This is a genomic window from Neobacillus sp. PVCKKU3, assembly GCF_058323225.1.
Genome location: NZ_JBLVQN010000019.1, coordinates 75,698 through 101,934, shown reverse-complemented (window position 1 = coordinate 101,934; position 26,237 = coordinate 75,698). Strand labels below are relative to the sequence as shown.

27 protein-coding genes, 1 pseudogene and 1 riboswitch are annotated in these 26,237 nt (G+C 44.5%); of the genes and pseudogenes, 18 read left to right on the top strand and 10 right to left on the bottom strand.

The genetic code is table 11. From position 1 onward, the window contains the following. The first annotated feature begins 134 nt into the window (after positions 1 to 134). The 3 genes from spoIIID to ACNQGS_RS14595 all read left to right on the top strand — a co-directional run bounded on the left by spoIIID (position 135) and on the right by ACNQGS_RS14595 (position 2,433). Positions 135 to 407, top strand: a complete 273-nt coding sequence (gene spoIIID / locus ACNQGS_RS14605) for a sporulation transcriptional regulator SpoIIID (RefSeq protein ID WP_007086083.1) — start codon at positions 135 to 137, stop codon at positions 405 to 407. A gap of 222 nt (positions 408 to 629) precedes the next feature. Next, complete coding sequence (locus ACNQGS_RS14600; protein WP_213117187.1) at positions 630 to 1,631, top strand: rod shape-determining protein; 1,002 nt, start codon at positions 630 to 632, stop codon at positions 1,629 to 1,631. 481 nt (positions 1,632 to 2,112) lie between these two features. Next, positions 2,113 to 2,433, top strand: a complete 321-nt coding sequence (locus tag ACNQGS_RS14595) for a DNA-directed RNA polymerase subunit beta (protein ID WP_491487948.1) — start codon at positions 2,113 to 2,115, stop codon at positions 2,431 to 2,433. 39 nt (positions 2,434 to 2,472) lie between these two features. On the opposite strand, the gene ACNQGS_RS14590 is transcribed toward ACNQGS_RS14595, so the two are convergent. Continuing rightward, entirely contained in the window at positions 2,473 to 3,039 is a 567-nt protein-coding gene (locus tag ACNQGS_RS14590; protein WP_491487947.1) for a hypothetical protein, read from the bottom strand. Positions 3,040 to 3,183: 144 nt separating this feature from the next. Here ACNQGS_RS14590 and fabZ point away from each other — a divergent pair, with 144 nt between their 5' ends. Both fabZ and ACNQGS_RS14580 read left to right on the top strand, forming a co-directional pair. Further along, on the top strand, positions 3,184 to 3,624 hold the full coding sequence (fabZ, locus tag ACNQGS_RS14585) for a 3-hydroxyacyl-ACP dehydratase FabZ (protein WP_491487946.1): 441 nt from the start codon (positions 3,184 to 3,186) through the stop codon (positions 3,622 to 3,624). Between the two features lie 235 nt (positions 3,625 to 3,859). Further along, positions 3,860 to 4,231, top strand: a complete 372-nt coding sequence (locus tag ACNQGS_RS14580; protein ID WP_491487945.1) for a hypothetical protein — start codon at positions 3,860 to 3,862, stop codon at positions 4,229 to 4,231. 47 nt (positions 4,232 to 4,278) lie between these two features. Here the strand turns inward: ACNQGS_RS14580 and ACNQGS_RS14575 are convergent, their stop codons facing one another. Together ACNQGS_RS14575 and ACNQGS_RS14570 are read right to left on the bottom strand one after the other, a co-directional pair. Beyond that, positions 4,279 to 4,536 (bottom strand): hypothetical protein, encoded by a 258-nt coding sequence (locus ACNQGS_RS14575; protein WP_464492048.1) that lies wholly within the window; start codon positions 4,534 to 4,536, stop codon positions 4,279 to 4,281. A gap of 118 nt (positions 4,537 to 4,654) precedes the next feature. Further along, positions 4,655 to 5,089, bottom strand: coding sequence for a YwpF-like family protein (locus ACNQGS_RS14570; RefSeq protein WP_491487944.1), 435 nt, complete (start codon positions 5,087 to 5,089; stop codon positions 4,655 to 4,657). A 245-nt stretch (positions 5,090 to 5,334) separates the two neighbouring features. Between ACNQGS_RS14570 and ACNQGS_RS14565 the strand changes: the two genes are divergently transcribed. The 3 genes from ACNQGS_RS14565 to ACNQGS_RS14555 are packed head-to-tail and all read left to right on the top strand — an operon-like array spanning position 5,335 to position 6,298. Then, a complete protein-coding gene (locus ACNQGS_RS14565) occupies positions 5,335 to 5,853 on the top strand; it encodes a single-stranded DNA-binding protein (protein ID WP_491487943.1) in 519 nt (172 codons plus the stop codon). A gap of 28 nt (positions 5,854 to 5,881) precedes the next feature. Continuing rightward, on the top strand, positions 5,882 to 6,067 hold the full coding sequence (locus ACNQGS_RS14560) for a hypothetical protein (protein WP_213118011.1): 186 nt from the start codon (positions 5,882 to 5,884) through the stop codon (positions 6,065 to 6,067). Further along, positions 6,068 to 6,298, top strand: a complete 231-nt coding sequence (locus ACNQGS_RS14555) for a hypothetical protein (RefSeq protein ID WP_491487942.1) — start codon at positions 6,068 to 6,070, stop codon at positions 6,296 to 6,298. 101 nt (positions 6,299 to 6,399) lie between these two features. On the opposite strand, the gene ACNQGS_RS14550 is transcribed toward ACNQGS_RS14555, so the two are convergent. Continuing rightward, positions 6,400 to 6,813 (bottom strand): helix-turn-helix domain-containing protein, encoded by a 414-nt coding sequence (locus ACNQGS_RS14550; RefSeq protein WP_491487941.1) that lies wholly within the window; start codon positions 6,811 to 6,813, stop codon positions 6,400 to 6,402. Positions 6,814 to 7,030: 217 nt separating this feature from the next. Here ACNQGS_RS14550 and ACNQGS_RS14545 point away from each other — a divergent pair, with 217 nt between their 5' ends. The 3 genes from ACNQGS_RS14545 to ACNQGS_RS14535 all read left to right on the top strand — a co-directional run bounded on the left by ACNQGS_RS14545 (position 7,031) and on the right by ACNQGS_RS14535 (position 10,452). Then, a complete protein-coding gene (locus ACNQGS_RS14545; protein WP_491487940.1) occupies positions 7,031 to 7,477 on the top strand; it encodes a hypothetical protein in 447 nt (148 codons plus the stop codon). A gap of 629 nt (positions 7,478 to 8,106) precedes the next feature. Next, positions 8,107 to 9,207, top strand: coding sequence for a PcsB-like coiled-coil domain-containing protein (locus ACNQGS_RS14540; protein ID WP_491487939.1), 1,101 nt, complete (start codon positions 8,107 to 8,109; stop codon positions 9,205 to 9,207). 537 nt (positions 9,208 to 9,744) lie between these two features. Then, complete coding sequence (locus ACNQGS_RS14535; RefSeq protein ID WP_491487938.1) at positions 9,745 to 10,452, top strand: hypothetical protein; 708 nt, start codon at positions 9,745 to 9,747, stop codon at positions 10,450 to 10,452. 387 nt (positions 10,453 to 10,839) lie between these two features. Here ACNQGS_RS14535 and ACNQGS_RS14530 read toward each other — a convergent pair whose 3' ends face one another. Next, positions 10,840 to 11,679, bottom strand: coding sequence for a bifunctional 5,10-methylenetetrahydrofolate dehydrogenase/5,10-methenyltetrahydrofolate cyclohydrolase (locus ACNQGS_RS14530; protein WP_491487937.1), 840 nt, complete (start codon positions 11,677 to 11,679; stop codon positions 10,840 to 10,842). A gap of 51 nt (positions 11,680 to 11,730) precedes the next feature. Continuing rightward, a riboswitch (ZMP/ZTP riboswitch) is annotated at positions 11,731 to 11,816 on the bottom strand. A 153-nt stretch (positions 11,817 to 11,969) separates the two neighbouring features. Between ACNQGS_RS14530 and ACNQGS_RS14525 the strand changes: the two genes are divergently transcribed. Further along, complete coding sequence (locus ACNQGS_RS14525) at positions 11,970 to 12,296, top strand: hypothetical protein (protein ID WP_491487936.1); 327 nt, start codon at positions 11,970 to 11,972, stop codon at positions 12,294 to 12,296. 74 nt (positions 12,297 to 12,370) lie between these two features. On the opposite strand, the gene ACNQGS_RS14520 is transcribed toward ACNQGS_RS14525, so the two are convergent. The 3 genes and pseudogenes from ACNQGS_RS14520 to ACNQGS_RS14510 form a co-directional block, all read right to left on the bottom strand. Further along, positions 12,371 to 15,553: a DEAD/DEAH box helicase gene (locus ACNQGS_RS14520; RefSeq protein ID WP_491487935.1), complete on the bottom strand. Its 3,183-nt coding sequence runs from the start codon at positions 15,551 to 15,553 to the stop codon at positions 12,371 to 12,373. 344 nt (positions 15,554 to 15,897) lie between these two features. Then, positions 15,898 to 16,926 (bottom strand): hypothetical protein, encoded by a 1,029-nt coding sequence (locus ACNQGS_RS14515; protein ID WP_491487960.1) that lies wholly within the window; start codon positions 16,924 to 16,926, stop codon positions 15,898 to 15,900. A 315-nt stretch (positions 16,927 to 17,241) separates the two neighbouring features. After that, a pseudogene (locus ACNQGS_RS14510) lies at positions 17,242 to 17,301 on the bottom strand (SWIM zinc finger family protein); the annotation flags it as partial. A gap of 532 nt (positions 17,302 to 17,833) precedes the next feature. On the opposite strand from ACNQGS_RS14510, the gene ACNQGS_RS14505 reads away from it, so the two are divergent. Continuing rightward, positions 17,834 to 18,361, top strand: a complete 528-nt coding sequence (locus tag ACNQGS_RS14505; protein ID WP_491487934.1) for a hypothetical protein — start codon at positions 17,834 to 17,836, stop codon at positions 18,359 to 18,361. Positions 18,362 to 18,813: 452 nt separating this feature from the next. Here ACNQGS_RS14505 and ACNQGS_RS14500 read toward each other — a convergent pair whose 3' ends face one another. Next, complete coding sequence (locus tag ACNQGS_RS14500; RefSeq protein ID WP_491487933.1) at positions 18,814 to 20,067, bottom strand: C40 family peptidase; 1,254 nt, start codon at positions 20,065 to 20,067, stop codon at positions 18,814 to 18,816. A gap of 193 nt (positions 20,068 to 20,260) precedes the next feature. Here ACNQGS_RS14500 and ACNQGS_RS14495 point away from each other — a divergent pair, with 193 nt between their 5' ends. Further along, positions 20,261 to 20,449 carry a YwzD family small protein gene (locus ACNQGS_RS14495; RefSeq protein ID WP_491487932.1) on the top strand — a complete coding sequence of 63 codons (189 nt, stop codon included), beginning with the start codon at positions 20,261 to 20,263 and terminating at the stop codon, positions 20,447 to 20,449. 155 nt (positions 20,450 to 20,604) lie between these two features. Here the strand turns inward: ACNQGS_RS14495 and ACNQGS_RS14490 are convergent, their stop codons facing one another. Further along, entirely contained in the window at positions 20,605 to 21,441 is an 837-nt protein-coding gene (locus tag ACNQGS_RS14490) for an SGNH/GDSL hydrolase family protein (protein WP_491487931.1), read from the bottom strand. Between the two features lie 279 nt (positions 21,442 to 21,720). Here ACNQGS_RS14490 and ACNQGS_RS14485 point away from each other — a divergent pair, with 279 nt between their 5' ends. The 4 genes from ACNQGS_RS14485 to ACNQGS_RS14470 all read left to right on the top strand — a co-directional run bounded on the left by ACNQGS_RS14485 (position 21,721) and on the right by ACNQGS_RS14470 (position 26,196). Next, positions 21,721 to 22,470 (top strand): YveK family protein, encoded by a 750-nt coding sequence (locus ACNQGS_RS14485; RefSeq protein ID WP_491487930.1) that lies wholly within the window; start codon positions 21,721 to 21,723, stop codon positions 22,468 to 22,470. Then, on the top strand, positions 22,460 to 23,176 hold the full coding sequence (locus tag ACNQGS_RS14480; RefSeq protein WP_491487929.1) for a CpsD/CapB family tyrosine-protein kinase: 717 nt from the start codon (positions 22,460 to 22,462) through the stop codon (positions 23,174 to 23,176). Before ACNQGS_RS14485 ends, ACNQGS_RS14480 begins: the two co-directional genes overlap by 11 nt. 98 nt (positions 23,177 to 23,274) lie before the next feature. Next, entirely contained in the window at positions 23,275 to 24,039 is a 765-nt protein-coding gene (locus tag ACNQGS_RS14475) for a tyrosine-protein phosphatase (protein ID WP_491487928.1), read from the top strand. A 330-nt stretch (positions 24,040 to 24,369) separates the two neighbouring features. Then, positions 24,370 to 26,196, top strand: a complete 1,827-nt coding sequence (locus ACNQGS_RS14470) for a polysaccharide biosynthesis protein (protein ID WP_491487927.1) — start codon at positions 24,370 to 24,372, stop codon at positions 26,194 to 26,196. The last annotated feature ends 41 nt before the right edge of the window (positions 26,197 to 26,237 follow it).

Here is a 26,237-nt window from a genome sequence, read left to right as displayed (position 1 = left end):
GGGGTGGACAATTCCAATTTCGCGTAAGCGCAAACATGAGCCAGTCAGCAGCTCGCACGGAAGCAGTATTCAGTCGAAGTGATAAGCGGGTCTCATTTCACACGTCTCACATCCAATTTAGGGAGGGCGAGAGTGTGCACGATTACATCAAAGAGAGGACTATCAAGATTGGGAAGTATATCGTGGAGACGAGGAAAACGGTTCGCGTCATTGCGAAGGAGTTTGGCGTATCCAAGTCTACAGTCCATAAGGATCTAACAGAGAGACTACCTGAGATTAATCCTGAGCTTGCAAACGAAGTAAAAGAGATTCTAGATTATCATAAATCCATTCGTCACTTAAGGGGCGGCGAGGCGACTAAAATGAAGTACCAGAAAGAAGAAAAAGAAGGAGAGGCTGTCAAGTAAGCCGAGAATTTTTCAAAAATAAATGCCATTAAAGAACTGGTGCCATACACCATTTCTTTTTTTTACAAAAAAATGTCCCACCTTCTCAAAGAATTTCCGATTCCGACAAGATTCAGCAAAAAATTACATTGATTGTTTTAAAATGTTATGGATATTTTAATGAATGTGATAGAATAGACAATTAGGTAGAAGGAATCCGTCTTGAGGAGGAAAGGAAAGAGAATGTTTGCAAGGGATATTGGGATTGATTTAGGAACAGCCAACGTGTTAATCCACGTGAAGGGCCGCGGCATCGTATTAAACGAGCCTTCCGTAGTTGCAATCGACAGAAACACTAACCGGGTTTTGGCAGTCGGAGAAGAAGCTCGCCGCATGGTTGGACGTACACCAGGAAACATCGTCGCAATTCGCCCGTTAAAGGACGGCGTTATTGCTGACTTTGATGTAACAGAAGCAATGCTGAAGCATTTTATTAATAAACTTAACGTTAAAGGCTTTTTATCAAAGCCGCGCATCTTAATTTGCTGCCCAACGAACATCACAAGTGTTGAGCAAAAGGCAATCAAGGAAGCTGCTGAAAAGAGCGGCGGGAAAAAGATTTATTTAGAAGAAGAACCAAAAGTGGCGGCGATTGGCGCAGGTATGGACATCTTCCAGCCAAGCGGCAACATGGTAGTGGATATCGGGGGAGGAACGACGGATGTGGCCGTTCTATCAATGGGCGATATCGTGACTTCTTCCTCCATCAAAATGGCGGGCGACAAGTTCGACATGGAGATCTTGAACCACATCAAGCGCGAATATAAGCTGTTGATCGGTGAGCGTACAGCTGAGAACATCAAAATCAACATCGCTACTGTCTTCCCAGGCTCTCGTTCCGAGGAAATGGAAATTCGCGGCCGTGACATGGTCAGCGGTCTGCCGCGCACGATCACCGTTCGTTCAGAGGAAATCGAGCAATCATTGCGGGAATCTGTGTCAGTCATCGTTCAGGCTGCCAAAAGCGTTCTTGAGCGCACACCACCTGAGCTATCAGCAGACATCATCGACCGCGGCGTCATCTTAACAGGCGGCGGTGCACTTCTTCACGGTATCGACATGCTGCTTGCGGAAGAGCTGAAGGTACCTGTTTTAGTAGCAGAAAATCCAATGGACTGCGTTGCCATCGGAACAGGCATCATGCTAGATAACATCGACCGAATTCCAGGCCGTAAGCTAGGATAATAAAACTGAATGTGGTAAGACCTCTTACCAATTTCCAAAAGTCTAATGATAACGGCTGGACAAGCCTGGGTCATTGGGCTTTTTTTGATGCATGGGTGATGCATGGGGACGGTTCTCGTGCCTCAAATGGAATCAGGTAAGTAATGCATTAGACCGTTTTTGTGCCTCATTTGGGTGATGCATAAGAACCGTCCCCATGCCTCACTGGAAAGCCTCAAACTTGGAAAGTATTGGAAATCTCCTTCCCAGAAAACCCCCCCTCGACCTCCAGCTTGACCCCATTTTCTGCGCTTTTTTTACATCAATTTACTTTTTTTCGCAAAAAGTTAATGTATAATCATGAATAATTTTTTATAATAGAATAAAATGTGCATCGTGTGTGGCTTCAAAATGGTTATAATATGTATTAACTCTAATCCCGTGTTGGTTGATAGGCAAAATCCTTTAAAAAGGAATGGCGGGATTCAAAGGGGAAATTAAAATGTCATTAAATAATGTAGAACAACAGCAATTTCAATCGCGAGAGGAATATAAAAAGGCACAGACTGATGCCTTGCAAAAGGTGGACACAGCCGCTGCTAAAGAAAGAAACACAGAGGAAGCAGAGCCGCAGAACCATGTCCGCATCAGAGTGCGGCTAATTCCAATCTGGCTTCGCCTCGTACTCTTGGTGGTGTTTTTCTTTGTCAGTCTTGTGGCTGGGGCGGCGGTCGGTTACGGTATCCTTGGCGGCGGCAATGCAGCCGATGTTTTTAAGGGATCGACTTGGACACATATTCTCGACTTAGTGGAAAAGAAATAACATTATTAACATAAATAAGCTGTAAGGCTTTATAACGCCTTACAGCTTTTTAGCATGGCTCCATTTTTGAATTACTTTTGTAAAAAAATAAGCTATATAACAGATGGCTGTATCGATCAGAAAGATGTAAAAAAGATTCATTCCCTTGCCCAGTTTAACCATCCCTAAAAGCCGTTCAAGGGAGGCGAGGCCAAAGGCAAACACGGCTCCTAGCACTAGTGAATAAATTAGGAAATTTTTCTTGTGATTGGTACAGTATTGATATAAAAGCAGGAAGCCGACCGGAAGTGCAGATGCTGTCATATTCAGTGCGTACGGGAATACAGGTGCAATAAAGTAAGTGTGAACAAAATAACTGTATCTTTGCAACACAATATCTGTGTAGGCCCATAGAACATGGACGGTATAGCCGAAAAAGAAAAGCTCAAACACACGGCTTCGATCCACTGTAAAATAAAGCAAAATGAGCGGAAACACCAGTAAAAACACGACGGTCCAGAACTGCCAGGTGCCGATATTGTTATGCTCATTCCAATAAGAAGTAATTAATGAGTTCATTTCTTCGCTGTGTGAAAAGATTTTTTGCCAATATTGATCATAGCTCATCTCTCGCCCCCCCTTAACTGCACAAAATGGGAATAGTCCTAGTCTTCCACCACCAATAGCTCCCATACATAGCATTTTTGAAAATAACCCTCCTTAAGGTATAATGGTTCTAAGAAATTACAATGTGTAAGGGGACTTTAATTCATGGAACAACTGAACATTGAACAAATTAAAGAGATTATTCCACACCGCTATCCATTTTTGCTGGTGGATCGGATTTTAGAGGTGGAAGAAGGAAAAAGAGCGGTTGGCATTAAAAATGTTTCCGCCAATGAAGAATTTTTCAATGGCCATTTTCCTGATTATCCAGTCATGCCTGGAGTTTTAATCGTTGAGGCACTCGCGCAGGTCGGGGCAGTCGCTGTTTTGAAAAAGGAAGAGAACCGCGGCCGGCTGGCGTTTTTTGCAGGAATAGACAGCTGCCGTTTTAAAAAGCAAGTAAAGCCGGGCGACCAGCTGCGCCTTGAGGTGGAAATGGTGCGTTTGCGCGGACCAATCGGCAAAGGCAAAGCCGTGGCAACTGTTGACGGCGAAATCGCCTGCGAAGCGGAAATTACTTTTGCGCTTGGGGAAAAGAAGGAATAAATTTAGGCTGTGAGTGGGGTTAGGCGAGTAAAACTTGATTTTAGACGAGTAAATCCTTAAAGTTGACGAGTAAATCCCGCAAATAGACGTGTAAAACTACAGAACTGACGAGTAAAGGCCGGAGGACAACCCACGGCCTTTTTCACATGCAAAAAAATTCCATTCAAATTTTAAAAAACAACGGGAAAGCTATAAGTGTTAGGCAATAACATGAAAGTTGAAGGGAGTTTTTTGCTTGAAGAAGAAGCTGTTTACGCTGCTCACCGGTTCTGTATTGTCGGCGATGATGCTGGTTGGCTGTAATAATGATAATGACAGAAATGACATCAACCCGCCGCCGCCGAGGGTCAACGATAACAATTTGAATGATAATTTGGATCGCAACGACCTGAATAATCGGAACAACCTGAACGACCGCGACAGGATGAATAACCGGTTGAACAACGATTTAAATGACAATCCGATGGATCGACGCAACCATTATCCGGAGTCTGAGGACAAGAACACACCAACTGACAAGGACTGGATTAAGGACAACAATACCAAGCAGGAAGATATTATCGAGGATGATATCGACCGCAAAGACCGCGATAACAAAGACGAATAAGGCAAAAGGGGACAGGTGCCAAAATGGCGCGCCTTGTCCCCTTTTTTTTAAGAAAAACCCGTCATCATTAAAGCTGCCGCGAGAATAGCAAAAATGATAACCAAAATATAAACGATGATGGCCAATATCGTGATAATCCAGCCAAGCACCTTTCGTCCGGTTTGAATTAAATAAATTCCAAGCGCGATGGCCCCGAAGAAAAATCCCAATATCGCCCATAGCCATGGCCTCTTACCGCGCTTCGGTGCGTCCACGGCTAAAAAAATGGCAATTATGACGTTTACAATCCAGCTAGTCCAACTCATCTCTTTCTCCTGCCTCCCTCCCAAATTTCTCCATATACATCAATAGTATGGGGAGGATTTGTCGAAAAAGCAAGATAATTTTTCCAAGAAAAAACCAGTCCGAAGACTGGTATACACTTTAAGTATTGTGGACCTTTAGCTTCGGCTTGCTCTTCATTTTATCCTTGAATTCGGCAAGGAGGGCGTCTCCTGATAAGCCTTTTTGGATGAGGCTGTCGAGCAATAGTTCGGAATAGTCGCTTTTGTTGCGGCGCAGGTGGCCTAAAAACAGAACGCTTGCGTGTTTTTCGAATTTCGTCATTGAAGCGATTTTCGTTTGAAAATAAGCGGGTGTGTTTTCCTTCTTCGTAATAACGGCCTCGACAATGACTTCGCGGTTTTGCTCAGATATTTTTTTAAAATAATCATACAGGGAGAGATCAGTGGTGTACGCCTCAATCAGCCAGGTGGAGCGTTCGTCTTCTTTGTTGAGAATCAGGCCGTCTTCAAGCGGAACTTCAACCGATTTGTCATTTTCCACAACTTCCAGCGAGAATAATTTAAACGTCTTCATTACCAACCTCCTGTTTGTTTTTTCCTAATTATAACATACGCAAAAAAGAAGCAAATGTCGAAAAATATTTGACCGAAATAGGATTTTTAATTTATTTGTAAAAAATTGACCTCGTCCGTGACAAAAACCATCTCGAAAATTGCTTTTTCGAGAAAAATCGACCTTGAAACGGGCTGTATCGCGATTTTACTTTGCTTTGGCCCGGGTCTAAGATGAAATCATCAAATGTTGGAGGAGATGATACCTTGATTAATCAAGTAACGCTGGTTGGCCGCTTGACGAGGGACCCGGAATTGAATCAAACGACGGAGGGAACGCCGGTGTCGCACATTACCTTGGCGGTGAACAGGAATTTCCGCAATCACAATGGCGAATTTGACACGGATTTTGTGCAGTGCACCCTGTGGCGAAATGCCGCTGAAAACACGTACAAATATTGTCGAAAAGGGGCGGTCGTCGGGATCACCGGACGGCTGCAAACCCGCCATTATGATGGGCGGGATGGAAAAAGGGTATACGTAACAGAGGTCGTGGCGGAAACGATTCGGTTTTTGAGTACGAAGCCGCAGGGGGCGGTGGCCGGGGAATCTAGAGCTGGGTCTTCGGCGTCGGTTTCTGGTGCGGCAAATGGGCAGGGGGCGAATCCCCCTGGACAAAGTTCAGCCGCGGCATCCGGAACTTCGGTGGCAGCAGGCCAGTCCCAAGCTGCTGCACCTGGGCCAGCCCCAACAGCTGAATCGGTTGCTGCATCATTACCATTTTAAGTGGTGGAATAAAAGGAGGGGCTCAACTTTGGGTGCTCATGAAGAAGAATACGTCCACAACCTCGAGCAGTTACTCGAAACATTAATAAAAATGGTTGGAAAGGCCAATCAAAAGGTCGACAGCCTGCAGCTGCGGGTTAGCCAGTTGGAATGGCTGATCAAGGAACAGCAGCAGGAAAAAAGGGAGCGCAGCCCGATTCGGATTTACTCGTAGGTGGGCACATTTTGGCGACCTTGGATTGACGGAGATTTTGGTAAAGGTAATTGCAGGCAGCGGCGCCACTGCCTGCTTCTCAAGAAAAGTATGTCGGTCACGATTCTCAACCAATTTCCCCGAACTGCCTACATTGAAAAAGAGAATCAAACATCTCTCCTGAACCAGCCTCATTTTTGGAATTCCGGCATTGTTTTGCCGGGATTTTTTTTGTATGACGAATTGGTATAAAAACCCACGAACTGGCAATACTATTAGCAAAACCCCCTGTTTTTTAAAAAGAAGCCGCTGATCTCGTGTCAGCGGCTTCTTCGATTTTCTAAAACCTCACGCTAAATCTTATCCCTATGCCGCTTACTAGCCCTAACGAGGCTTGCGATCATATCCGCATAAAACGCCCGGCGCTTAGGTGCCATTAAGTGGAGCTCCACCAGGGCCTTCTTTAACTCAGGCTCTTTTTGAAGCAATTCATAAATTATTGCCAAATCAGGATTCTCCAGGGTTTCCTTGGTAAGAAAGCCTGGCTCCACCTGTGGGAAATCGCCCTGATTCAATTCCCCGAGCAAATAATCCTTGTCTATTTTAAAAATTTCCGCAAACTGCAGCAATGTTTGATAAGTTGGTACGCTACGGCCGTTCTCAAATCGGCTGATCGTCGAGCGATGCAAATTCATCATGCTAGCCAGCGTGTCCTGGGACCAGTTTTGCCGATCACGAAGCTTCTTCAATTTTTCCGCTAGAGACATCCTTTTCACCGCCATCATAAAAACAAATCCTGACTTTACCTTAACGGGAAAAAATGGCCCATAGTCCAAATGTGCGCATCCTTCACATCAAGTGGCGTGAAAAGAGTGCACGTTGAATAAAAAATATGATTTCCCCAATTTTATTGAAAAGGAATATCAAAATTATTGTCGAATAATATGAAACGGTGTAGATAAATGTCAAAACAGGAGGTCTTTCATGGAAAAAACTTTTTTAGTAATAGTGGGTGAACAAATTAGCAGCGAGGAATGGCGATTAAAAAGAAAACCTAGTTTTATTGACATATTTATACTTTCATTGCAGTTATCTCACACAACTATGAACCCCTCATACCAATATATTCCCCTTGAAAACGGTGGGAAAATGCCCATTAATTTCTGTGAACAAGACTTCCAAATAATATACAACGAAAATAAATTACAGATTCTAGTAGGTGAAAAAGATCTCCCGGAGGAGGTAATCTATGAGATTCTGAGTCACTTTGTTCTAATTGAAGGAAGCAAAGTGACAGCCCTTCGACATTTCCCTTTTGAAAAAACAAGTCTATTAATAAGGAAAAAACGGCGTACCGTGTCAGCGGAAAAGAGACTTAAAGATACTAGTGATTGTTTTAAACTAGAAGGAGGGATACTTCGGAAATTGTAGTGAAAATTACCTGAGCCAGGCTGGACGCCTGGCTTTTTTGGATGGATTCCCTCTGAAAAATCAAGTTGGAAAGTAAATCAGGTTTTTCGGTAAGTATTTGGCCAGAAGGCGGAAGAAAAATGATAAAAGTGGAAAGTAATTACCCCCATTTGGAAAGTAAGCTCACCAAATCGGAAAGTATATCCAAATAAATGGAAATCACTTCAAGAAGGTCATTGAAAAATACCTGAGCGAGGCTGGACGCCTGGCTTTTTAGGTAGTTGGGGTCCGCTTGAGATGGGGGGTGGCGAGTAAATCATGAAATTCAGCGAGTAAAAGCCAATAGATGGCGAGTAAATCCTCATTTTTGACGAGTAAACTCACGAAATCGACGAGTAAATTTTAAAAAAAGGTAAATTTCAGCCCCAATACATGACTTTCAACCCAAACAGACAATTGTCCACGAACGGTGCCTGACACCTTTACCCACCGTTTTCCAAAATGGCCCCGTTTTTTTGATTTATGACACCTTTTTGCCATAAAACAGCCATTTTTATCCAGTTTAAGTCGATTTGTGATATTCTTTTAATATTTTTGTAACATAACTGGTAAGTTTGTCTGTTATAAATAGATTAATAGGAGGGGAGTATATGCAATCCACGATCAAGCGTATTTTACTAGTAGTACTTACAATTGCTACATACGCATCAGGCACCATGGTTACATATGCACAAACAAGCAGTGAAGCACTTCGCAATGCTCAACAGCAGCTCCAGGAAAAACAGCAAATTGTTAATCAGCAGAAACAAGAACAGCAAGCTGTTAATCAAGAAATACAAGGAATTCAGAAAGAACTCGATTCAATATATGCATATATTACAAAGAACCAAGAAGAAATGGCCCAAACTCAGGCCAAAATCGACGAAGTGAACAAGCTGATTGAACAAAAGAAAGAAGAGATTGTTGCGCTTGAGGACAAAATCCTCGGCCGTAGCGAAATCATGAAAAAGCGGGCCGTGGCCATGCAGCAAAGTGACAATTTCAATATCATCATGAACGTATTCTTAGAATCTGAAAGCATTTCCGATCTCATTAAGCGTGCAAGCGCTGTCTCGACATTGATGGATGCTGACAAGGACATTTTGAATGCCCAAAAGGCAGACCTTCAGAAAATTGAAGACGACAAAAAGGAAATCGATAAGCAAGAACAGGTTTTACTGGAGCAGCAAAACGTTCTTGCCGCAAAGCAAGCTGAACTTGATCAAAACCTGCAAAAGCGTCAGGAAGTCCTAACGGCCATGCAGGATAAATATAATCAAATTACGCAACAATTGGCTCTAGCAGAACAGGACAAAGCGAAAATCCAGTCACAAATGGCCGGCATTCAAGCGGCAATTGCCCAGCAACAGGCAAGCGCACGCCCAGCTTCCGCACCAGCGCAGGATACCTCTAGCGCTAATCTTAGCGGCAAGGAAATGTACGTCACCGCAACCGCTTACAGCCATGAAGATTCAGGCTCGATAACGGCAATGGGTTATAACATCGAGGCCAATCCAAATATGAAATTGATTGCAGTCGATCCGTCTGTTATCCCGCTTGGTTCGCGTGTATGGGTCGAAGGCTACGGCGAAGCGATTGCCGGAGACACTGGCGGCGCCATCAAAGGCCACCGCATCGACATCCTCAAGCCAAACAGTGCAGAAGCAAGAGCATGGGGCAGAAGAACCGTCAAGCTGATTATATTAAATTAATTTTTGAAAAATAAAGTTCATGTGAAGCGGAGACCCGGTACTGGAGCGTGCCGGGTCTTTTTATATAGGCTCGAATACTTTGGTTGGTCACACAATGAAAAATGACTTCGAATCAAGCAGGAACCATTTAATATATTCAATATCGGTTCTTGCAGGAAATTTGTCCAAGTTTGTCGAACTATACTTAATGTGGAATTTTGACTTTCATAACCATAGATGAAAGAATCGTTTTTGTGATTAGTATCGCTGGGCGATATGACTTGCGTATATCGTTATGCGATACGGATAAACCCCTTGACGATACAGCTAAAGGCTTGGCGTATTAACAAAAGAAAAATTATTGAAGATCTATTTTGACGATAATGCATTTAAACTTGAAGGAGGCTAAAAAGGGCGTTGTAGTGGTTGAGAAACTCAATCAAAAACAAGCATCATCCTTAATAGAGTTCCTCCAGAAAGGAGCTTTGTATCGCTGGGCGATATAGCTTGAAATAAATCGAAAATACTTTCATAATGTAATAGAATAGGAGGTCCGATATGAGACGTGATATACAACCGAATGAGCGAGCTTTCTCTTCCAAAGAAGTGGCGGAAGAAGTGGGGATTGCAACACCTACTGTCCGAAAGTATGGCCAAATCTTAGAACGAAATGGATATGAGTTTTTAAAAGATGGCGATCGGCGTATCTTTGTTCAATCCGACCTCGAAGCACTTATATCGTTACGCGATACAGACAAGCCCCTAGACGATACAGCTAAAGACCTTGTTTATCAACAAAGAGAAAGACTAGAACGATTCAATGAAACAGAGATAGCGGTATCCGATACATATGAAAATTTACCCGAAGACCCCAATCAATTAAAAGAAGTGTTAAGGTTTTTAGTCAATGAGCTCGCAGCCACACGTGAAATGAATGTCCAACTGACAAACGATATGTCACAGCTTAGAACCGCGGTTTCTCGGTTACAACAAGACCATCATAGCATAAGTTCTAATATTGCAAATTCGGCGCAAAAAACTCAGGTTAAAATTGAAAAATTATCTGAACACCAAATGACCCAATATGAAACATTACTTCAACAAGAAAAACAAATGAACGAATTCTTACAAGCAGAAATACAAAATATGCGTGACGAACAGAAAAAAGAATGGCATTCACAAAATGATTTTAATAAACGTTTAGAAGAAGCGATACAAAAACCTAAAGGGATATGGGAGACGCTTTTTCTGTTATTCCGAAAATAAGGGAACTATTTTAGTTTTTTTGCTTCGTATCGCTATGCGATATAGGTGCAATTAATTTCTTTTTCAATCCGAAGTCGGAGCCTTATAGCGATACCCGATACGGACAAGCCCCTAGACGATATTACAATCAAATCAAAACGAATATTCCTTTGTTTCAAATAGTCGGATTCATTATTCTTCAAATTTCAACAAATTCCCGGGAAATAACTGAAATTTTGCTAATGTTTGTAAAGCTTCCATTACGCCAAAAAACGCTCAGAAGATTGCTCTGAGCGTTTTTACTTGTCATTCATATTGCTAATATACTGTTAAAACATATGTTAATTAGTTTGGCATCTTTACCATCAACATCCGAATCCGTTAACCGAAAACCAGCTTGTTTGTAACTTAGATCGACATTTTTTCTGCGGAATCCACCGTATGTTTCAACAAGGTCGCAATGGTAATTGGTCCGATGCCCCCAGGGACAGGAGTGATGGCACTTGCCGCTTCGTAACATGTGTCATAATCAATATCCCCAACATTGCCTTTATTGTAACCTGCATCTAATACAACGGAACCCTGCTTTAACCAGCTTCCTTGAATAAATTTAGGCCGTCCGACCGCTGCCACAACAATATCTGCCTGCTTTAAGATTTCAGCTAAATTGTCTGTTTTTGAATGGCATGTCGTAACGGTCGCATTGGCATTAAGAAGTAACGCGGAAACAGGTTTCCCTAAGATCGGACTTCTGCCCACTACGACAGCATGTTTACCTTCGATTGGAATCTGGTAATAGTCTAACATTTTCATAATGGCCGCTGGTGTGCAGGAGGGATATTCGCCAAACCCTAGTGCTGTCTGTCCGTAGCCTGCACTTGTGACACCATCTACATCTTTTCGAATATCAATGGCCTCAAAAGCGGCACGTTCATCAATATGCGATGGAACCGGGTGCTGCAAAAGAATGCCATGAACCGCTGGATCGTTATTTAACTCTTTAATTTTTTCAATCAGCTCTAAAGTCCCTGTTTCTGCGGGTAATTGTACGCGAATAGACTCCATGCCAAGTCTTTTGCAGGCATTTCCTTTCATTCTTACATAGGTCTCTGAAGCGGGGTTATCACCAACTAAAATCGTTGCGAGGCATGGCGTGATGCCTTTATTTTTTAAAATTTCAATTCGTGCTTTCAAGCCTTCCTTAATTTCTGCCGCAACGACATTTCCATCCAAAATGATTGTTTCCATAACAAGCCCTCCTGAAAAAATGTAATAAAAAAGAGATAAGGATATAATCCTTACCTCTGCCCAGACGACCCGACACTATATAAAACACAGCTTCCTTGTGGTCGTTTCCACATTTGTCGTCAGTAACTGTGTCCATTTCAATGTTATAAGTAAAAGATAACATATAAGCTTTAAATGTCAATGGAGTTCTGATGAATTAGATTTTCTAAGAATCCTGTGTGATAATAATGAACAACTTTCTTTGTTCATAAAAGTTCAATTAGAAGAGTAATACGGAGGGGATAATCAGGATGGAAAAAATAGATGGATTAATCTTTTCTTGGGAGATTAATAAAGCCTATAGTAAATTTAGTAAAGAAAATCTCAATTCAGTTAATGGCCTACATGCTAGTTTTCGGAGTCAATTAAAGGAGAGCTTTTTTTCAGGATATTCAGTAGGACACGAAGATGGCTACCATTCTGGCGTGACCGATGCCAAATTAAAAATGATGGTTAAATTGGCAGTACATACGAACTTGGACGATAACTTAATATTAAAGGTTTTAGAAAAAGAAGGCGAAGAGCATTTTATCAATGCACTAAAAGAGATTCGAGAGAAACAAAAGAATCAAAATTAAGGCAAAAAAACAGCGGCCTCTAAAGCCGCTGTCCTCCCCATGCGTCCAAATGTCCACGCACGGTGCCTGAACCATTATCCAAGATGCACCAAATCCCTAAGTTCATCTGTAGAAAGCTCCGTAATCCAATTCTCACTCTGAATAATCTGGTCATTTAAAAATTGCTTCTTCTCCAGCATGGCGTCAATTTTTTCCTCGAGCGTGCCGGTGCAAATGAGTTTGTGCACGTGCACGAAGCGTGATTGGCCGATGCGGTAAGCCCGGTCAGTCGCCTGGTTTTCGACGGCCGGGTTCCACCAGCGATCGTAGTGGATGACGTGGTTCGCTGCCGTCAAGTTCAACCCGGTACCGCCCGCTTTTAACGACAGCAGGAACACTGGGAACTCCCCGTTCTGGAACCGTTCAATCATCGTATCACGCTGCGTCTTCGGCACACTTCCGTTCAAAAATGGTACCTCGATGCCAAATTTCTTCTTCAGCGCACTCCGAATCATTTCGCCCATTTCGATATATTGGGTGAAAATCAGACAGCTTTCGCCCTGGTCCAAAACCGAATCGACAAGCTCGACAAGCTTCTCCAACTTGTTCGATCGCTCGAGAAGTTCCCGGCTCGCTGACTTTTCCTTCAAGTAGAGGGCAGGGTGGTTGCACAGCTGCTTCAAACGGCCCAGCATTTGCAACACTAACCCCTTGCGTTCAAAGCCGGTCAATTTTTCAATCTGCTCAAATGTATCGTGTATGAGCTGCTCATAAAGCGACGCTTGCTCTGCCGTAAGCGGGCAGTATTCCTTTTGCTCCAGCTTGTCAGGCAGGTTCAGCGCTACTTCCTCATCCTTTTTTGTCCGCCGCAGCAGGAACGGCCGAATCAACGACTGCAGCTGCTGGATTTTATCTTTCTTTTCATCCTTTTCAATCGGGATGATATACCGTTTCTGGAACTGGCCTAAGCTGCCAAGATAGCCATGATTGGTAAAATCAAAGATCGACCACAGTTCGGATAGACGGTTTTCCATCGGCGTCCCTGTCAGGGCCACATGATGCCGTCCGCGCAATCTTCGAACCGCTTTGGATTGCTTCGTTTGGGCATTCTTAATATTCTGCGCTTCATCGATGGCAATCGTGCTCCATTGAACGGACTCGAATTCCTCGGAATCCAGATGACTCAACCCGTAGGAGGTAAGCACCACATCTACATCCTGAGCTTTTTCGGAAAAATTAGCCTCTTTCAGGCGGTTCGAGCCGTAGTGGAGGTACACGTTCATCTCCGGAGCAAACCGCTCAATTTCCTTTTGCCAGTTGCCGAGCACCGAGGTAGGGCAGATGATTAAGGCTGCGTTCGTCGGTAACTTGGCAGGGGCAGCATCCTCTTTTTTCTTCCTGCGCGGTTTTGCTTCCGCAGGTGTAATAGGGGTTTCCGTTTCAGCAGCCGTGGTTAGACTTTCCACGGTAGAAACAGTGTCAACGTCGGCATCGGTTTCAGGCGCCGTAGCCTGGCTATCCAGCGTATCAACCACAACCGGCGCTTCCACAACCTCTCCCGGAACCACCTTCACCACTTCCCCAGCTTCATCCTTCACCTTCAACAAATAAGCAATCAACTGAATTGTCTTCCCAAGCCCCATATCATCGGCTAACACAGCGCCAAACCCGTACTGCCGCAAAAACCAAAGCCAGCTCATCCCCAGCTGCTGATACGGTCTCAATTCTCCGTTCAATCCCTCAGGCACATCCACAAGCGGAATTTCATTTGCCTCCGACAGCTGCTTCACCATCTGCTTCCATTGCCGGTTCAGTTCAATCTGAATCTTCGCGAACACCTTGGGATTCTCTAGTTCCTCTTCGCTGCCCTCACCTGAATTGACTAACTCCTGCTCAATCAAATCCCGAACTTGCAGGCCCTCTTTTTCGGCACGTTTCATCAAATCCTGAATTTGTCGAATGAACTGCGGATCGAGCTTCACCCAGCGGCCGCGGATATAGACGAGCCGCCGCTTTTCTTCGACAAGCTGATGGAACTCATCCTCGGACAAATCGACACCATTCATCGAAAAGCGCCAGTTGAAATCGAGCATCGCATCGAGCCCGACAAACGATGGCCGGTGGCTCGACGTACCCTTAAGCGACGCCTTCACACGCAAATTAGCATTTTTCATCGCCTGCCACCAGGAAGGGAGGAGGATTTCGACATCCAGCGCCAACAGTGTCTCGCTCGCATCCGTCAAAAACATCCACGCTTCTTCCTCGGTGAGCTCCGTTTTCAAAGCCGCAGGGCTGCTCTCATCATCCGCATCCGTCGAAGCCCCGTCTCCCAGCCACGGAAACAGCCGCACCCAGCGGGCCTGCTCACGGTCAACCTTATCCAAAAACGGCCGCCACTTCGCCGGAATCCGCTTCACATCTTCGACATCAACAATTTCATCGACATTTTTCTTGCCGCGCAAAAATACATCCAAGCTCCAGTCGCCTTCGCCGTCCTCCGGCTCATCCAGCCGCAAGCCAATCGTAAACGGCGCCTCGCTCTCCTTGATGCCGACCCACTCGAGCCAGCTTTCCTCATCAAAGTAACGCCCCAGCTCCAAGCCCGACAAATTCTGTTTCTTCAATAAATCAAGCTTCGGCCCAAACAGCTCCTTCGCCGCATTATTCCTAGTCAAAAAAGAATCCAGCGCACTGTTATACAAATCCGAAATATAGTTGAGAGCGGTGGGTGAGGCATGGGGACGGTTCTCATGCCTCACTTCATCTGCCTCTGATGATGCGCGAGAATCGTCCCCACGCACCACATCATCCGTCTGCGGTGATGCAGAAGAACCGTCCCCATGCACCATTTGCTCCCAAAACTCGGGATGGAATTCATCCATCACGCGCTCGGGCAGCTTCCAGCGGAATTCGCCGTCCGGGCCCCATACGGAAAAGTCTGGGTGCCAGTCTTTTTCGACAATGCCCTCGTACATGGAGTTGGCGGCCGCCAAGCAAATTTCGGACTCTTCGTTCCAGTCCCATTCGATAAAGCGGTTGAATGACTCCTTGGCAAAAAGCGACACAAGCTGCCAGCCGTTCACAACCACGCCTTCGACCTCATCCACGGTCATCTCATCCAGGACTGTCCCGAAAAAACTCTCTTCGTGGCTGCTGAAGACAAGATTCTTCCACTTGAAAGGACTCATGGACCTGCCGTGCTCATCTTGGGCCGTCAGCAGAAACCGGTCATCACCTAATTTAGTTGTCAGTAATTTCAAAAACCTGGTTTTAAGCATGGAAAACGTGCTCCTTTATAGGAGGGCCGCTTAAAGTTAGACCCTCGAATACCTTTTTCTTTATAAAAAAGGTAATTTAAAAATAAATGTATGTATGTAAATCTATAATTGCCCTCAAAAAAGTTTTATAAGTTACCTATTTTCAACATAAAAGTCCTTTGCCCTTTATAAAATTTCGTTCTATTGGCGAATTTTCACACTCTATTGGCGAATGGACGGGTTCTATTGGCGGTTCAAGGCCTTCTATTGGCGAATTTTCATGTTCTATTAGCGGATCGAAAAATTACTCGACTCTGAACCCAAAAATCGTAACAAAATATAGTTGGAGCCATTCGGCCCCAAACCTATATCAACTTACTCCGCTGACACTCCTCATGAAAAGCCCGCAACCGCTTCGTTCGTTCCAATAAACCTTCAATAAAGTACTCCCAATCATCAACGCGCTTCAGCTTCTTATATAGCGTCCGCAGCTTCTTCAAGTGCCTTACTGCCGCCCGGTAGCTCGAACGGTTTTTCTGGTCAATCTCCCGCTGCGCCGTTTGATGCAGCATCCCCAGCAGTACCTCGGGCCGCTCCTTCTCGACGACCTTAACCCGATCCTTCGGCAATTCATAATAATCGAACCCGACAAACGCCTGAAGCTCGCCCCAGCGGTCATAATCGCCGCGCTCAAACAATAAATACTCATAATCCGCAAAGCTGTAGGGCAGTGACACCAACAGCGCCCGCTCATACAATTCCACGCGGCCATTCTCCGAACAATACGGTGCAATCGACCGCATTACACTCCTCACAAAGGCCGAACAGCTTTGATAGGAACCAATCCAATCCAAATACTCCTTCAGCTTTCCCAAAAACATCTCAATCACAGGCTCCGCTCGGCGCCACAGTTTCGCACCTGTAAAATAATCAATCCAGTACACCATATATGGTACAAACCGAACATCCGGCACACCGCCAGCAAGCTTCAACGCCAAATCATCATTCCCCAGTAGGAAATACAAATGAATCATTGTTGCCAGGAAAGGCAGGGGATTCTCCGACTCCTCAAGCGTCTTCAGCCGCGCACCAATCCTTAATGCTTCCTCCTGCCGCCACTCCTTCTTCCGGAACAGCTCAGTCCACAACTGGCGGTGCATATATACCCGTTCAATTTCATACCCCGAAACACACGTCAGGACCTCAAACGACTCATCCCGCAGCCGCTCAATAAACTCATCGAACGCAAATGGCATCGTCTGTACGACCAACCGTTCCACCAAATCCGCCGTATCCTCGAGCAAATTTTCAAAACAATGCCCATAAGCCTTCCGTCCGACATGTTCCTCAAACCCAAGCTCTTCGCTCAACACCAAAAGCTTCCGAAACGACACGATCGACGCGACCAGCTCATACAGCAGGCGCCACTCCTTCTCCACCGGCGCACTCGCCCCGACCCGTTTCATATGAATCCCGAACAGCTCTGAGACCACATACGGGTTCGAATGCTTTTTAGAGGCAACCAACGCATCAAAACTCGACTCAAACGACTGCACCCAGCGGTCATAGTCCGGCTTCATAAGCCCAGCTGCCTTCACCAAATCCTTCGCAGCCTGCAGACCCCAGCTCGCCACCGACTTTGTCTCCCGCACCGGCTCACGCCACTCCGCCAGCCAATCCGAAACACTCGCTTCTCTTGAGTACGCTGCAAAAAACACGGCCAACTGATGCCGGCAAAGCTCGTCACTAGGGCACGAACAATCACTCATTCCCAAAAACTCCGGGTCCAGCCGCACCTTCGCCGGTGACACATCCTGCACAACCGCCGTATACTCCCCTTTCTCAAAGCGAAGCTGCGTGACCAGACCCTGCCGGTACAGCATCATCCCCTTCTGAACTAGCCGTGCATCATCCGCCGCATTCGCATTCAGCATATCCTTCAACTCATCCGCAAGCCCCTGTAACACCTCGTTCACAGGCATCGCTCCCTTTACCCAAAAAATCCATATTCCTCTATTATACCCAAAAAACCGCAACACGAGGAGCAAATGCTCAAGCCTCTAAGAAAAAACGGTATCATTTCACAAAAAGGTGTCAGGCACCGCTAATGGACAATCCGAGCTCACAGCCCAAATTCCGCTGTCATTGTCCGATGACAACCAAATTCTTTACATCTTAGGTACTACTGCCTAAGTAGTAGAAAGTTGTATGTCGAAATTCCCAAAATTTGTGAAATCAGCAGGAGATTTCCACTTACACGCTGAAATTATATAAATATACTTCTTATGGGAGGAAGGCCGAATGAGAACTACCCACCAATATAGATCTCCTTATGCTGCCATGTTGTGGTCTGTGGTGATGCCGGGGTTCGGACATTTTTATAACCGCGATTATATAATGGGATTTACGTTACTGATATTGGAATTCGTCATCAATGTGAAAGCGAAATTAAATCTTGCCCTCATCTTCTCATTTGATGGGAACCTGCCGGAGGCCAAGCCACCGATCGATTACGGCTGGGGATTGTTTTATCCGTCACTTTACGGCTTCGCCATTTGGCACGCCTACAATACGGCCAAGACGAATAATCAGAAACTGGAAGGAAATGTGGAGAACAGGACTTATCTGTCAGGCTTTTTTCTCGGAATTGTCCTCGGGATGGATTTTGGCCTGTTCTGGCATGACGGCCCCATATTGAAAAATTTGCCGCTTTTCGACGCTCCCGTGTTCAACGGAATCTTCTTCGGTCTGGTGATGGGATTAATTGGGCAACTTTTGGAAAACAATGTTTATCGAAAAAACAAAAGGAAGAAGATGCGAGCAACTTAATATGGAAAATGACCATAGCCAGGCTGCCCGCCTGGCTTTTTATCTTTTTTGGACAGTTGGAAAAATAGGTCAGGCGAGTAAAATACAAATTTCGGCGAGTAAATCCTGAAATTAGACGAGAAAAAACAAAATCAGACGAGTAAAGTCAAAAAATAGACCAGTAAACCCGATAAAGTGACGAGTAAATCCCAAAATAGGTAATTGATAGGGGGGCACGCACCAAAATCCCTTACCAAATCTCTAAAGATAGTGGGGTAGACCAATTAAAATTACCTTTTTTCTGGATATATTTCCCTGCTTTATATAAATACTTTCCAAAAAAGACGATTTACTTCCCACATCCAACAAAATACTTTCCAAATTCAATAGTTTACTTTCCAAAAACCCCAACTTTCTTTCCAAACACAAAAAAACCAGCCCCATAACCAAAAGGGGCTGGCTTGCAAACTAGTTTAATAGAGCCGCTTAAACGCAGCAAAGTGCGACGCATAATACGTGCTTTTTACATTGGAAATCGTCACGCCGGTGCCGTCGTTGGCGTGGATGAACTGGTCGTTGCCCAGGTAGATCCCGATGTGGGAGATACCTTGTTTATAGGTGTTTTGGAAAAAGACCAGATCGCCAACCTTAGGCTGGTCGACATAATACGAGCGGTCATAGTAGCCGGCAGCGGAAGTGCGGGCGATTTTATAGCCTGCTTGATTAGCCACGTAATAGATGAAGCCGCTGCAGTCGAAGCCGGACGGTGTGCTGCCGCCCCAGGCATACGGGACGCCCAATAAGCTTTTGCCTACGGAAATCATCTGCGCGCCTAAATCACCAGCTGGCGCCGGTACCGAAGTCTGGCCTGGCACCTTTAGCGTCTGGCCGGCATAAATCATATCGTAGGTTAAATTGTTCAGCGCCTTCAATTCCTGAACAGTGATGTTAAATTTAGCAGCAATGGCACCAAGTGTGTCACCGCTTTTGATCACATAATCAGAAACGTCCGATGCCGCTGGAGGCGGAGTCACCGGCGCTGGTACTGCGGGAGCGGCTGGAGCTGATGGCTGTGCGGCATCACTCTGCCCCGGGACCTTCAGCGTTTGTCCGGCATAAATCATATCTGAACTTAACCCGTTCAAAGACTTCAATTGCGACACGGTCGTCCCGAATTTTAGCGCAATTTTGCTCAGGCTGTCGCCTGGGACAATCGTATAATCCTGCGTCGCAGCTACAGAAGGGGCCGGAGCCGGAGTCGAAGGAGCCGGCGGCGGTACAACCACCACTGGCCCAGGAGCCGGGGCACCCCCAGCATTAGGGTTTGATACCTTCAATACCTGTCCTGGAAAAATTAACGTGCCGCTAAGGCTGTTCCACTGCTGAAGCTCGCCGACCGTCACGCTGAAGCGGTTGGCAATCTTAATGAGGGCGTCACCTGATACAACGGTATAAGTAGCCGCTGGCTGCACAGATGGAGAAGGGGCAGGAGCAGGAGCTGCACTAGCCCCAGAACCCGGAATCTGCAAGGTTTGTCCAGCATAAATGAGATCGGAACTTAATCCGTTTAACGACTTAAGATCATTCACAGTCGTCTTATATGTATTGGCGATTTTCGATAAGGTGTCGCCTTTTTGAACCTTATATGTATCTGCATGGGCTGCGCCCGCATAGGCTATGGAGAGAAGGGCGGTTGTCGACAGAGCCCGAACGACGGTTTTACTCACGAAACAGTCACCTCTTTTTCTTCTATTTTTCTATGTATTTTACCATAGATTGCTAATTTATTGTTCGAAAGTCAAAAAATTTGTGAGAAATTAACAAAATAGCGCACCTACTGTAGAAAATTCTACAATATTCACAAATTTGCTACAAAAATAAACTGGAAATCTATTTACATTCCACTACTTTTCTATTATTATGAAAAACAATGAGATGATGGAGGGACAGGTCGGAGTGGAAAAGAATGTAGAAAACATCAGCATGCAGGCTGACTTTTCAGAGATTGTCAAAAAAACATACGACAAGGCCATGCAAGAAAAAGAAATTTCCCTGAATCAATTAATTGAAGATTTAAAAGAGGACCTTAGACATTTGGTAGCACTTTAATAATAAATGGAAGACTGCTGGACTAAAAAACTAGCAGTTTTTTTGTTGGGAGAGATGGATGCACGGGGACGGTTCCCGTGCATCACCCATTTTGATGCATAAGAACCGTCCCCATGCATCAAAAAAGCGAACCCTCAAAAGGTCCGCTCCCACAATTATTTACTAATCAAATACCCCGCCAACGCTTCGCTCCATACTTGTACACCTTTGTCACTTGGTCCGCTCTGGTCGGGCGTTAAGTATTCCTTAATCGCTTCGGTATTCGGGTCTGGCCAGGCTGTCCAGTGGTCTAAATAGGCAATCCCGTTCTTCTTCGTATAATCCTCCAGCTGTGCCACCTGAACAGGGTAATTCTTCGCCTTATAAAGTGGAATGGATGGCTGCAGGATAAAGGAAGTATCAGACTTGGCCGTCTTCACAGCCTTCATCACCGCCGACAGATCCGCTAACGACTTATCCATCCCCACTGAGGATCCGTTATTCTGCAAAATAAACGGTTCATAAATGATCAAATCGGCCCCGATACTAGCAACCTCTTTCTCTTTGTTCTCTTTCAAAAATTGGCTGGAGTTTGAGCTATATGTATACAAATCTACTTCGACATGTTTCGCCCCGAACGCATCCACAAGCTGTTTCTTCACTAGTGGAAAAGTCCCGTCACCTTCAGAGCCGATAGCCTCAGATCCAACAAATAAAATCTTAAACTTAGACCCATCAGCCAGCGTCTTCTTGAACCGCTCCACAGCGCCAGAAGGCCAATTTTTCGTATACGAAACCAAATCCTTCTGCCCCTTAGCTGCAGCAGAACCGGCACCGCCAGCAGCATTCCCAGCCGACCCGCGCGACTTCTTATATTCCTTCTGAAGCGTCGTATAATAATCCGTCTTCATATTGGCAGATGTATCCGCAATTTGCTGTTTCCAGTTCGACTGTCCGAAATATAAAACGATAATAAAAATAATCCCTAATAATGCCACAATCACTTTCTGCATCTCTACCTATAACCCCCAATCCATGTTGCCCCCCTATTATAACAGAAAAATTCCAAATTAATCCTTGATTCTACAAAAATCACCAAAAACCCGAGACGAAAATCCTGAAGTTGAAATTACTTCCAAATTCACATAACCTCTTCAAATTTCTTACAGAAAGGTGTTTAATAATAATCAGCAGTTAAATATATTTGAAATAATCCCGACATAAAACCCAATAAAGTGACAAATTATGCTATAATAAGCATGTTTTGTATTGAGAATATTCAGGAGGACCAAATGGAAGAAACTATTAGTCTAAAAGAACTACTTGAAACGCTGAAAAAGCGGCTATCGTTAATCGTATCCATCACCCTCATTGCTGCCATCATCAGCGGTGTGGTCAGTTACTTTTTCTTAACCCCGATTTACCAAGCTTCAACGCAAATCCTTGTCAACCAAACGAAAAATGATCAAACGGCGTACAGTCCGAGCGAAGTACAGACAAACCTGCAATTAATCAACACCTACAACGTTATCATCAAAAGCCCGGCTATCTTAGATATCGTGGCGGACGAGCTCAAATTAGGCTTGAACGCGACCCAATTAAATCAAAAAATCACTGTCGGCAGTGAAAAGGATTCCCAGGTCGTCAACGTATCCGTACAGGACTCAAACCCGGACACGGCAGCCCTGATCGCCAACAAAACGGCTGAGGTGTTCCAATCGGAAATCGTCAAGATTATGAATGTCGATAACGTCAGCATTTTAGCAAAAGCACAAACTGGGGAAAATCCATCACCGGTAAAACCAAGACCATTATTAAATGTGGCCATTGCTCTTGTAGTCGGCTTAATGGCAGGTGTCGGTCTGGCCTTCCTATTAGAGTATTTCGATAACACCATCAAAAACGAACAAGATGTCGAAAAAGAGCTAGGCCTGCCGATCCTTGGCATCATTGCCCAAATCGATGATCAAAAAATCGAAGAGTTAAAACAGCGCAGAGCCGCGAAAAAAACAGGAGTAAGAGGTGAGACTTATGGCTCTTAGACGAAAAAAGAAACAGATAACGAAGGACCCAAGCCGTAAGTTAATTACATCGATTGCGCCAAAGTCACCGATTTCCGAGCAATATCGGACAGTCCGTACCAATATTCAATTTTCATCGGTCGATAAAGAAATCCGAGTGATCATGGTGACCTCTTCCGGTCCTGCTGAAGGAAAGTCGACAACAGCAGCCAATCTAGCAGTGACCTTCGCCCAGCTTGGAAAAAAAGTCCTCTTAGTGGATGCTGACCTGCGTAAGCCAACCGTTCACCATACGTTTGGCGTCACCAATTTATTTGGTTTTACAACTGTCCTAACCAAGCAAAGAACGCTCGAAAACACAATCAACGAGACGGAAGAGCCGGATCTTTATGTGTTAACAAGCGGACCGATTCCGCCAAACCCTGCGGAACTCTTAAGCTCCAAATCGATGGAGCAGTTTATCGAAGAGGCCAAAAGTGTATTCGACTATGTCATCTTCGATACTCCGCCATTACTAGCGGTTGCAGACCCGCAAATTCTTGCGAATCAGTGCGACGGTTCTATTTTGGTTGTCTATAGTGAAAAAACAGAAATCGACCTGGCGAAGAAAGCGAAAGAATTGCTGGAAACGGCCCAAAGCAAGCTGTTAGGCGTGGTATTAAACCACAAAGAAGTTCAGAAGAGCGACTATTACTATTATTATGGGGCATATGGTACGAAAAATTAACATCATTCGACAAAGTTCGTCATACTTTATCCCTATGAATATGGTAATATAGTGGAAAGTGTTACAAATGACGAAATTATCAGAAAAGAGTGTTAACAATGATTGACCTACATTGTCACATTTTGCCCGGAGTGGATGATGGGGCGAGAGATTTGTCAGAAAGTATCGAGATGGCAAAAGAGGCTTACAAGCAAGGGATTCGAACCATCGTGGCGACGCCCCATCATTTAAATAACCAATTCGAAAATCCGAAACAAATCATTCTGGAAAAAACAGCGGAGCTAAACCTTCAGTTACAACAAGAAAATATAGAGATAAAGATTATCCCAGGGCAGGAGGTCCGTCTTCACGGCGGACTGATTGAGGGTCATAAAAAGGGCGAAATTCAGCCGATTCACACCACGAATTATGTGTTGGTGGAATTCCCCTCCAATCACGTCCCGCGCTATGCCAATCAGCTGTTCTATGATATGCAGCTGGAAGGGCTGATTCCGATTATTGTCCATCCAGAACGAAACCTGCAAATTGTCGAAAATCCGGATATCCTCTATCGAATGGTGGAAAAAGGCGCGTTAACCCAAGTGACTGCCGCAAGCATCTGCGGTGATTTTGGGAAAAAAATCAAACGCTTCACGCTGCAATTAATCGAAGCAAACTTAACGCACTTTATCGCTTCTGATGCCCACAATGTGAAGAATCGCACGTTCCGGATCCGAGAGGCCTTCGACATCATTCAAAAAACCTACGGAAATGAAATGGTTTATGTTTTTCAAGAAAATGCAGCCAACCTCATGGAAGGCTACCATGTCTACAAAGAAGTACCCGAGAAGATTAAAAAGAAGAAGCTTTTTGGTATATTTTAACCGATTAATCCGATAAGAAAAGGCTGCAAAACTAAACATTCATTTCAGGGCGTGATGTATGCCTTGAACGGTGAGGCTTTCCTGTCCGTTATCAAAGGGAGCACTCGGTCATGCTGTGGGTCCCCTCTTCGGCAAAGAGTAGGTCCTTAGACGCATGTCGTCAGGAGCATGATGTGAGGGCGGGTTAGATGCCCGGATTAAAAAATAAACAAAAAACAATAAATATCTAATGAAAGGATAGGTGTAAAGTCACTTGTATTTCCATTAGATATTTATTTTTTTGCTCAAATGGTATTGAAATATAAAAAGAGAAAAAGGGGGAAAATACCGGTGACCTATGGGAAGAGACTGACCACACTGGCGCTATTGGATTCGGCAATCATCCTGACAGCAATCTACATAAGCTACTGGACGCTTAATCCGATGATTCAAATTCTCGAGAGCCCGATTGTGCTCGTGACCGCGCTGACATTATTAATCTGCCATCATCTATTTGCTTTTTATTACAAGCTTTATAACAAAGCGTGGCAATATGCGAGTGTGGGCGAGCTTATCGCGATTGTAAAGGCCGTGACACTGACGATTGTGGCAGCGGCCGTCATGCAGGAGCTCGTGTTTGACAATATTTATGTCCGGGTATTGATGATCACCTGGATGATCCATGTCTTGTTTATCGGCGGTTCCCGCTTTTCATGGAGAATGTTCCGCGATAACATCATGAACAAACAGAAAGATATCAGAAAAACACTGATTATCGGGGCTGGTTCAGGCGGCACGATGGTGGCGCGTCAGCTGCTTCATAATCATGACATTGATTTAAAGCCGGTGGCGTTTATCGATGATGATCCAAGAAAGTATAAATTGGACATCCTAGGCATTCCAGTGGTTGGGAATTCCAGCGATATCGTAAAAACCGTTGAAAAATACAAAATTGATAACATCATCATCGCAATTCCTTCGTTAAGCAAAAAGGAAATCAACCTCATTTTCGATGAATGTGCTAAAACAAAGGCCAAAACACAGATTATTCCCAAGCTGGAAGACTTGATGACCGGGAAACTGTCAGTAAATGAATTCCGCGATGTCCAAGTGGAGGATTTACTAGGGCGGGAACCGGTAGAGTTGGATATTAATATCATTTCAGAATATGTATCAGGAAAAACAGTTCTGGTAACTGGAGCAGGCGGTTCGATCGGTTCAGAAATCTGCCGTCAGATTTGTAAGTTCAATCCTCGAAAAATTGTCCTAGTAGGACATGGCGAGAATAGCATCTATTTGATTGATATGGAGCTGCGCCGTCAATACGAGGGACAAATAGAGATTGTTCCTGTAATTGGTGATATTCAGGACCGGAACCGGATTTTTGAAGTGATGGAAGAACATCGGCCGTTTGTGGTGTATCATGCGGCTGCGCATAAGCATGTACCTCTTATGGAATATAACCCTAGGGAAGCTGTGAAGAATAATATTTTCGGAACGAAAAATGTTGCAGAGGCGGCTGACACCTTCGATGTTCATACTTTTGTGATGATTTCTTCGGATAAGGCGGTTAATCCTCCTAATGTTATGGGAGCGACGAAGCGATTTGCGGAATTGATTATTCAGGGTCTCGCACAGCATAGTTCGACAAAATTTGTTGCCGTTCGGTTTGGTAACGTCCTTGGCAGCCGCGGCAGCGTGATTCCGTTATTTAAAAAGCAGATTCAGGTGGGTGGACCGGTAACGGTAACTCATGAAGATATGACACGGTATTTTATGACAATTCCTGAAGCCTCACGGCTTGTTATTCAGGCTGGTACTCTTGCACGAGGCGGAGAGGTTTTTGTGTTAGATATGGGTGAGCCAGTGAAGATTGTTGATTTGGCGAAAAACCTAATCAAGTTGTCAGGATTTTCAATAGAAGAAATAGGAATTAAATTTTCGGGACTTAGACCTGGTGAGAAGATGTACGAAGAACTGCTAAATGCAAATGAGGTCCATCCAGAACAGGTTTTCCCTAAAATTCATATTGGGAAAGCGAATGTCATTAATGCTGATATTTTAAATAGGTTAATAAATGAACTATTAAAAATGTCAGAGTTGGAAATGCATGATACGTTGATTGCCGTGGCTAATAATAAGTATGATGCTACTGCATTATTGACATTAGCAAATTAGAAACTTGATAACCTTCTTTTATCTATTAATGTGTGATAAGG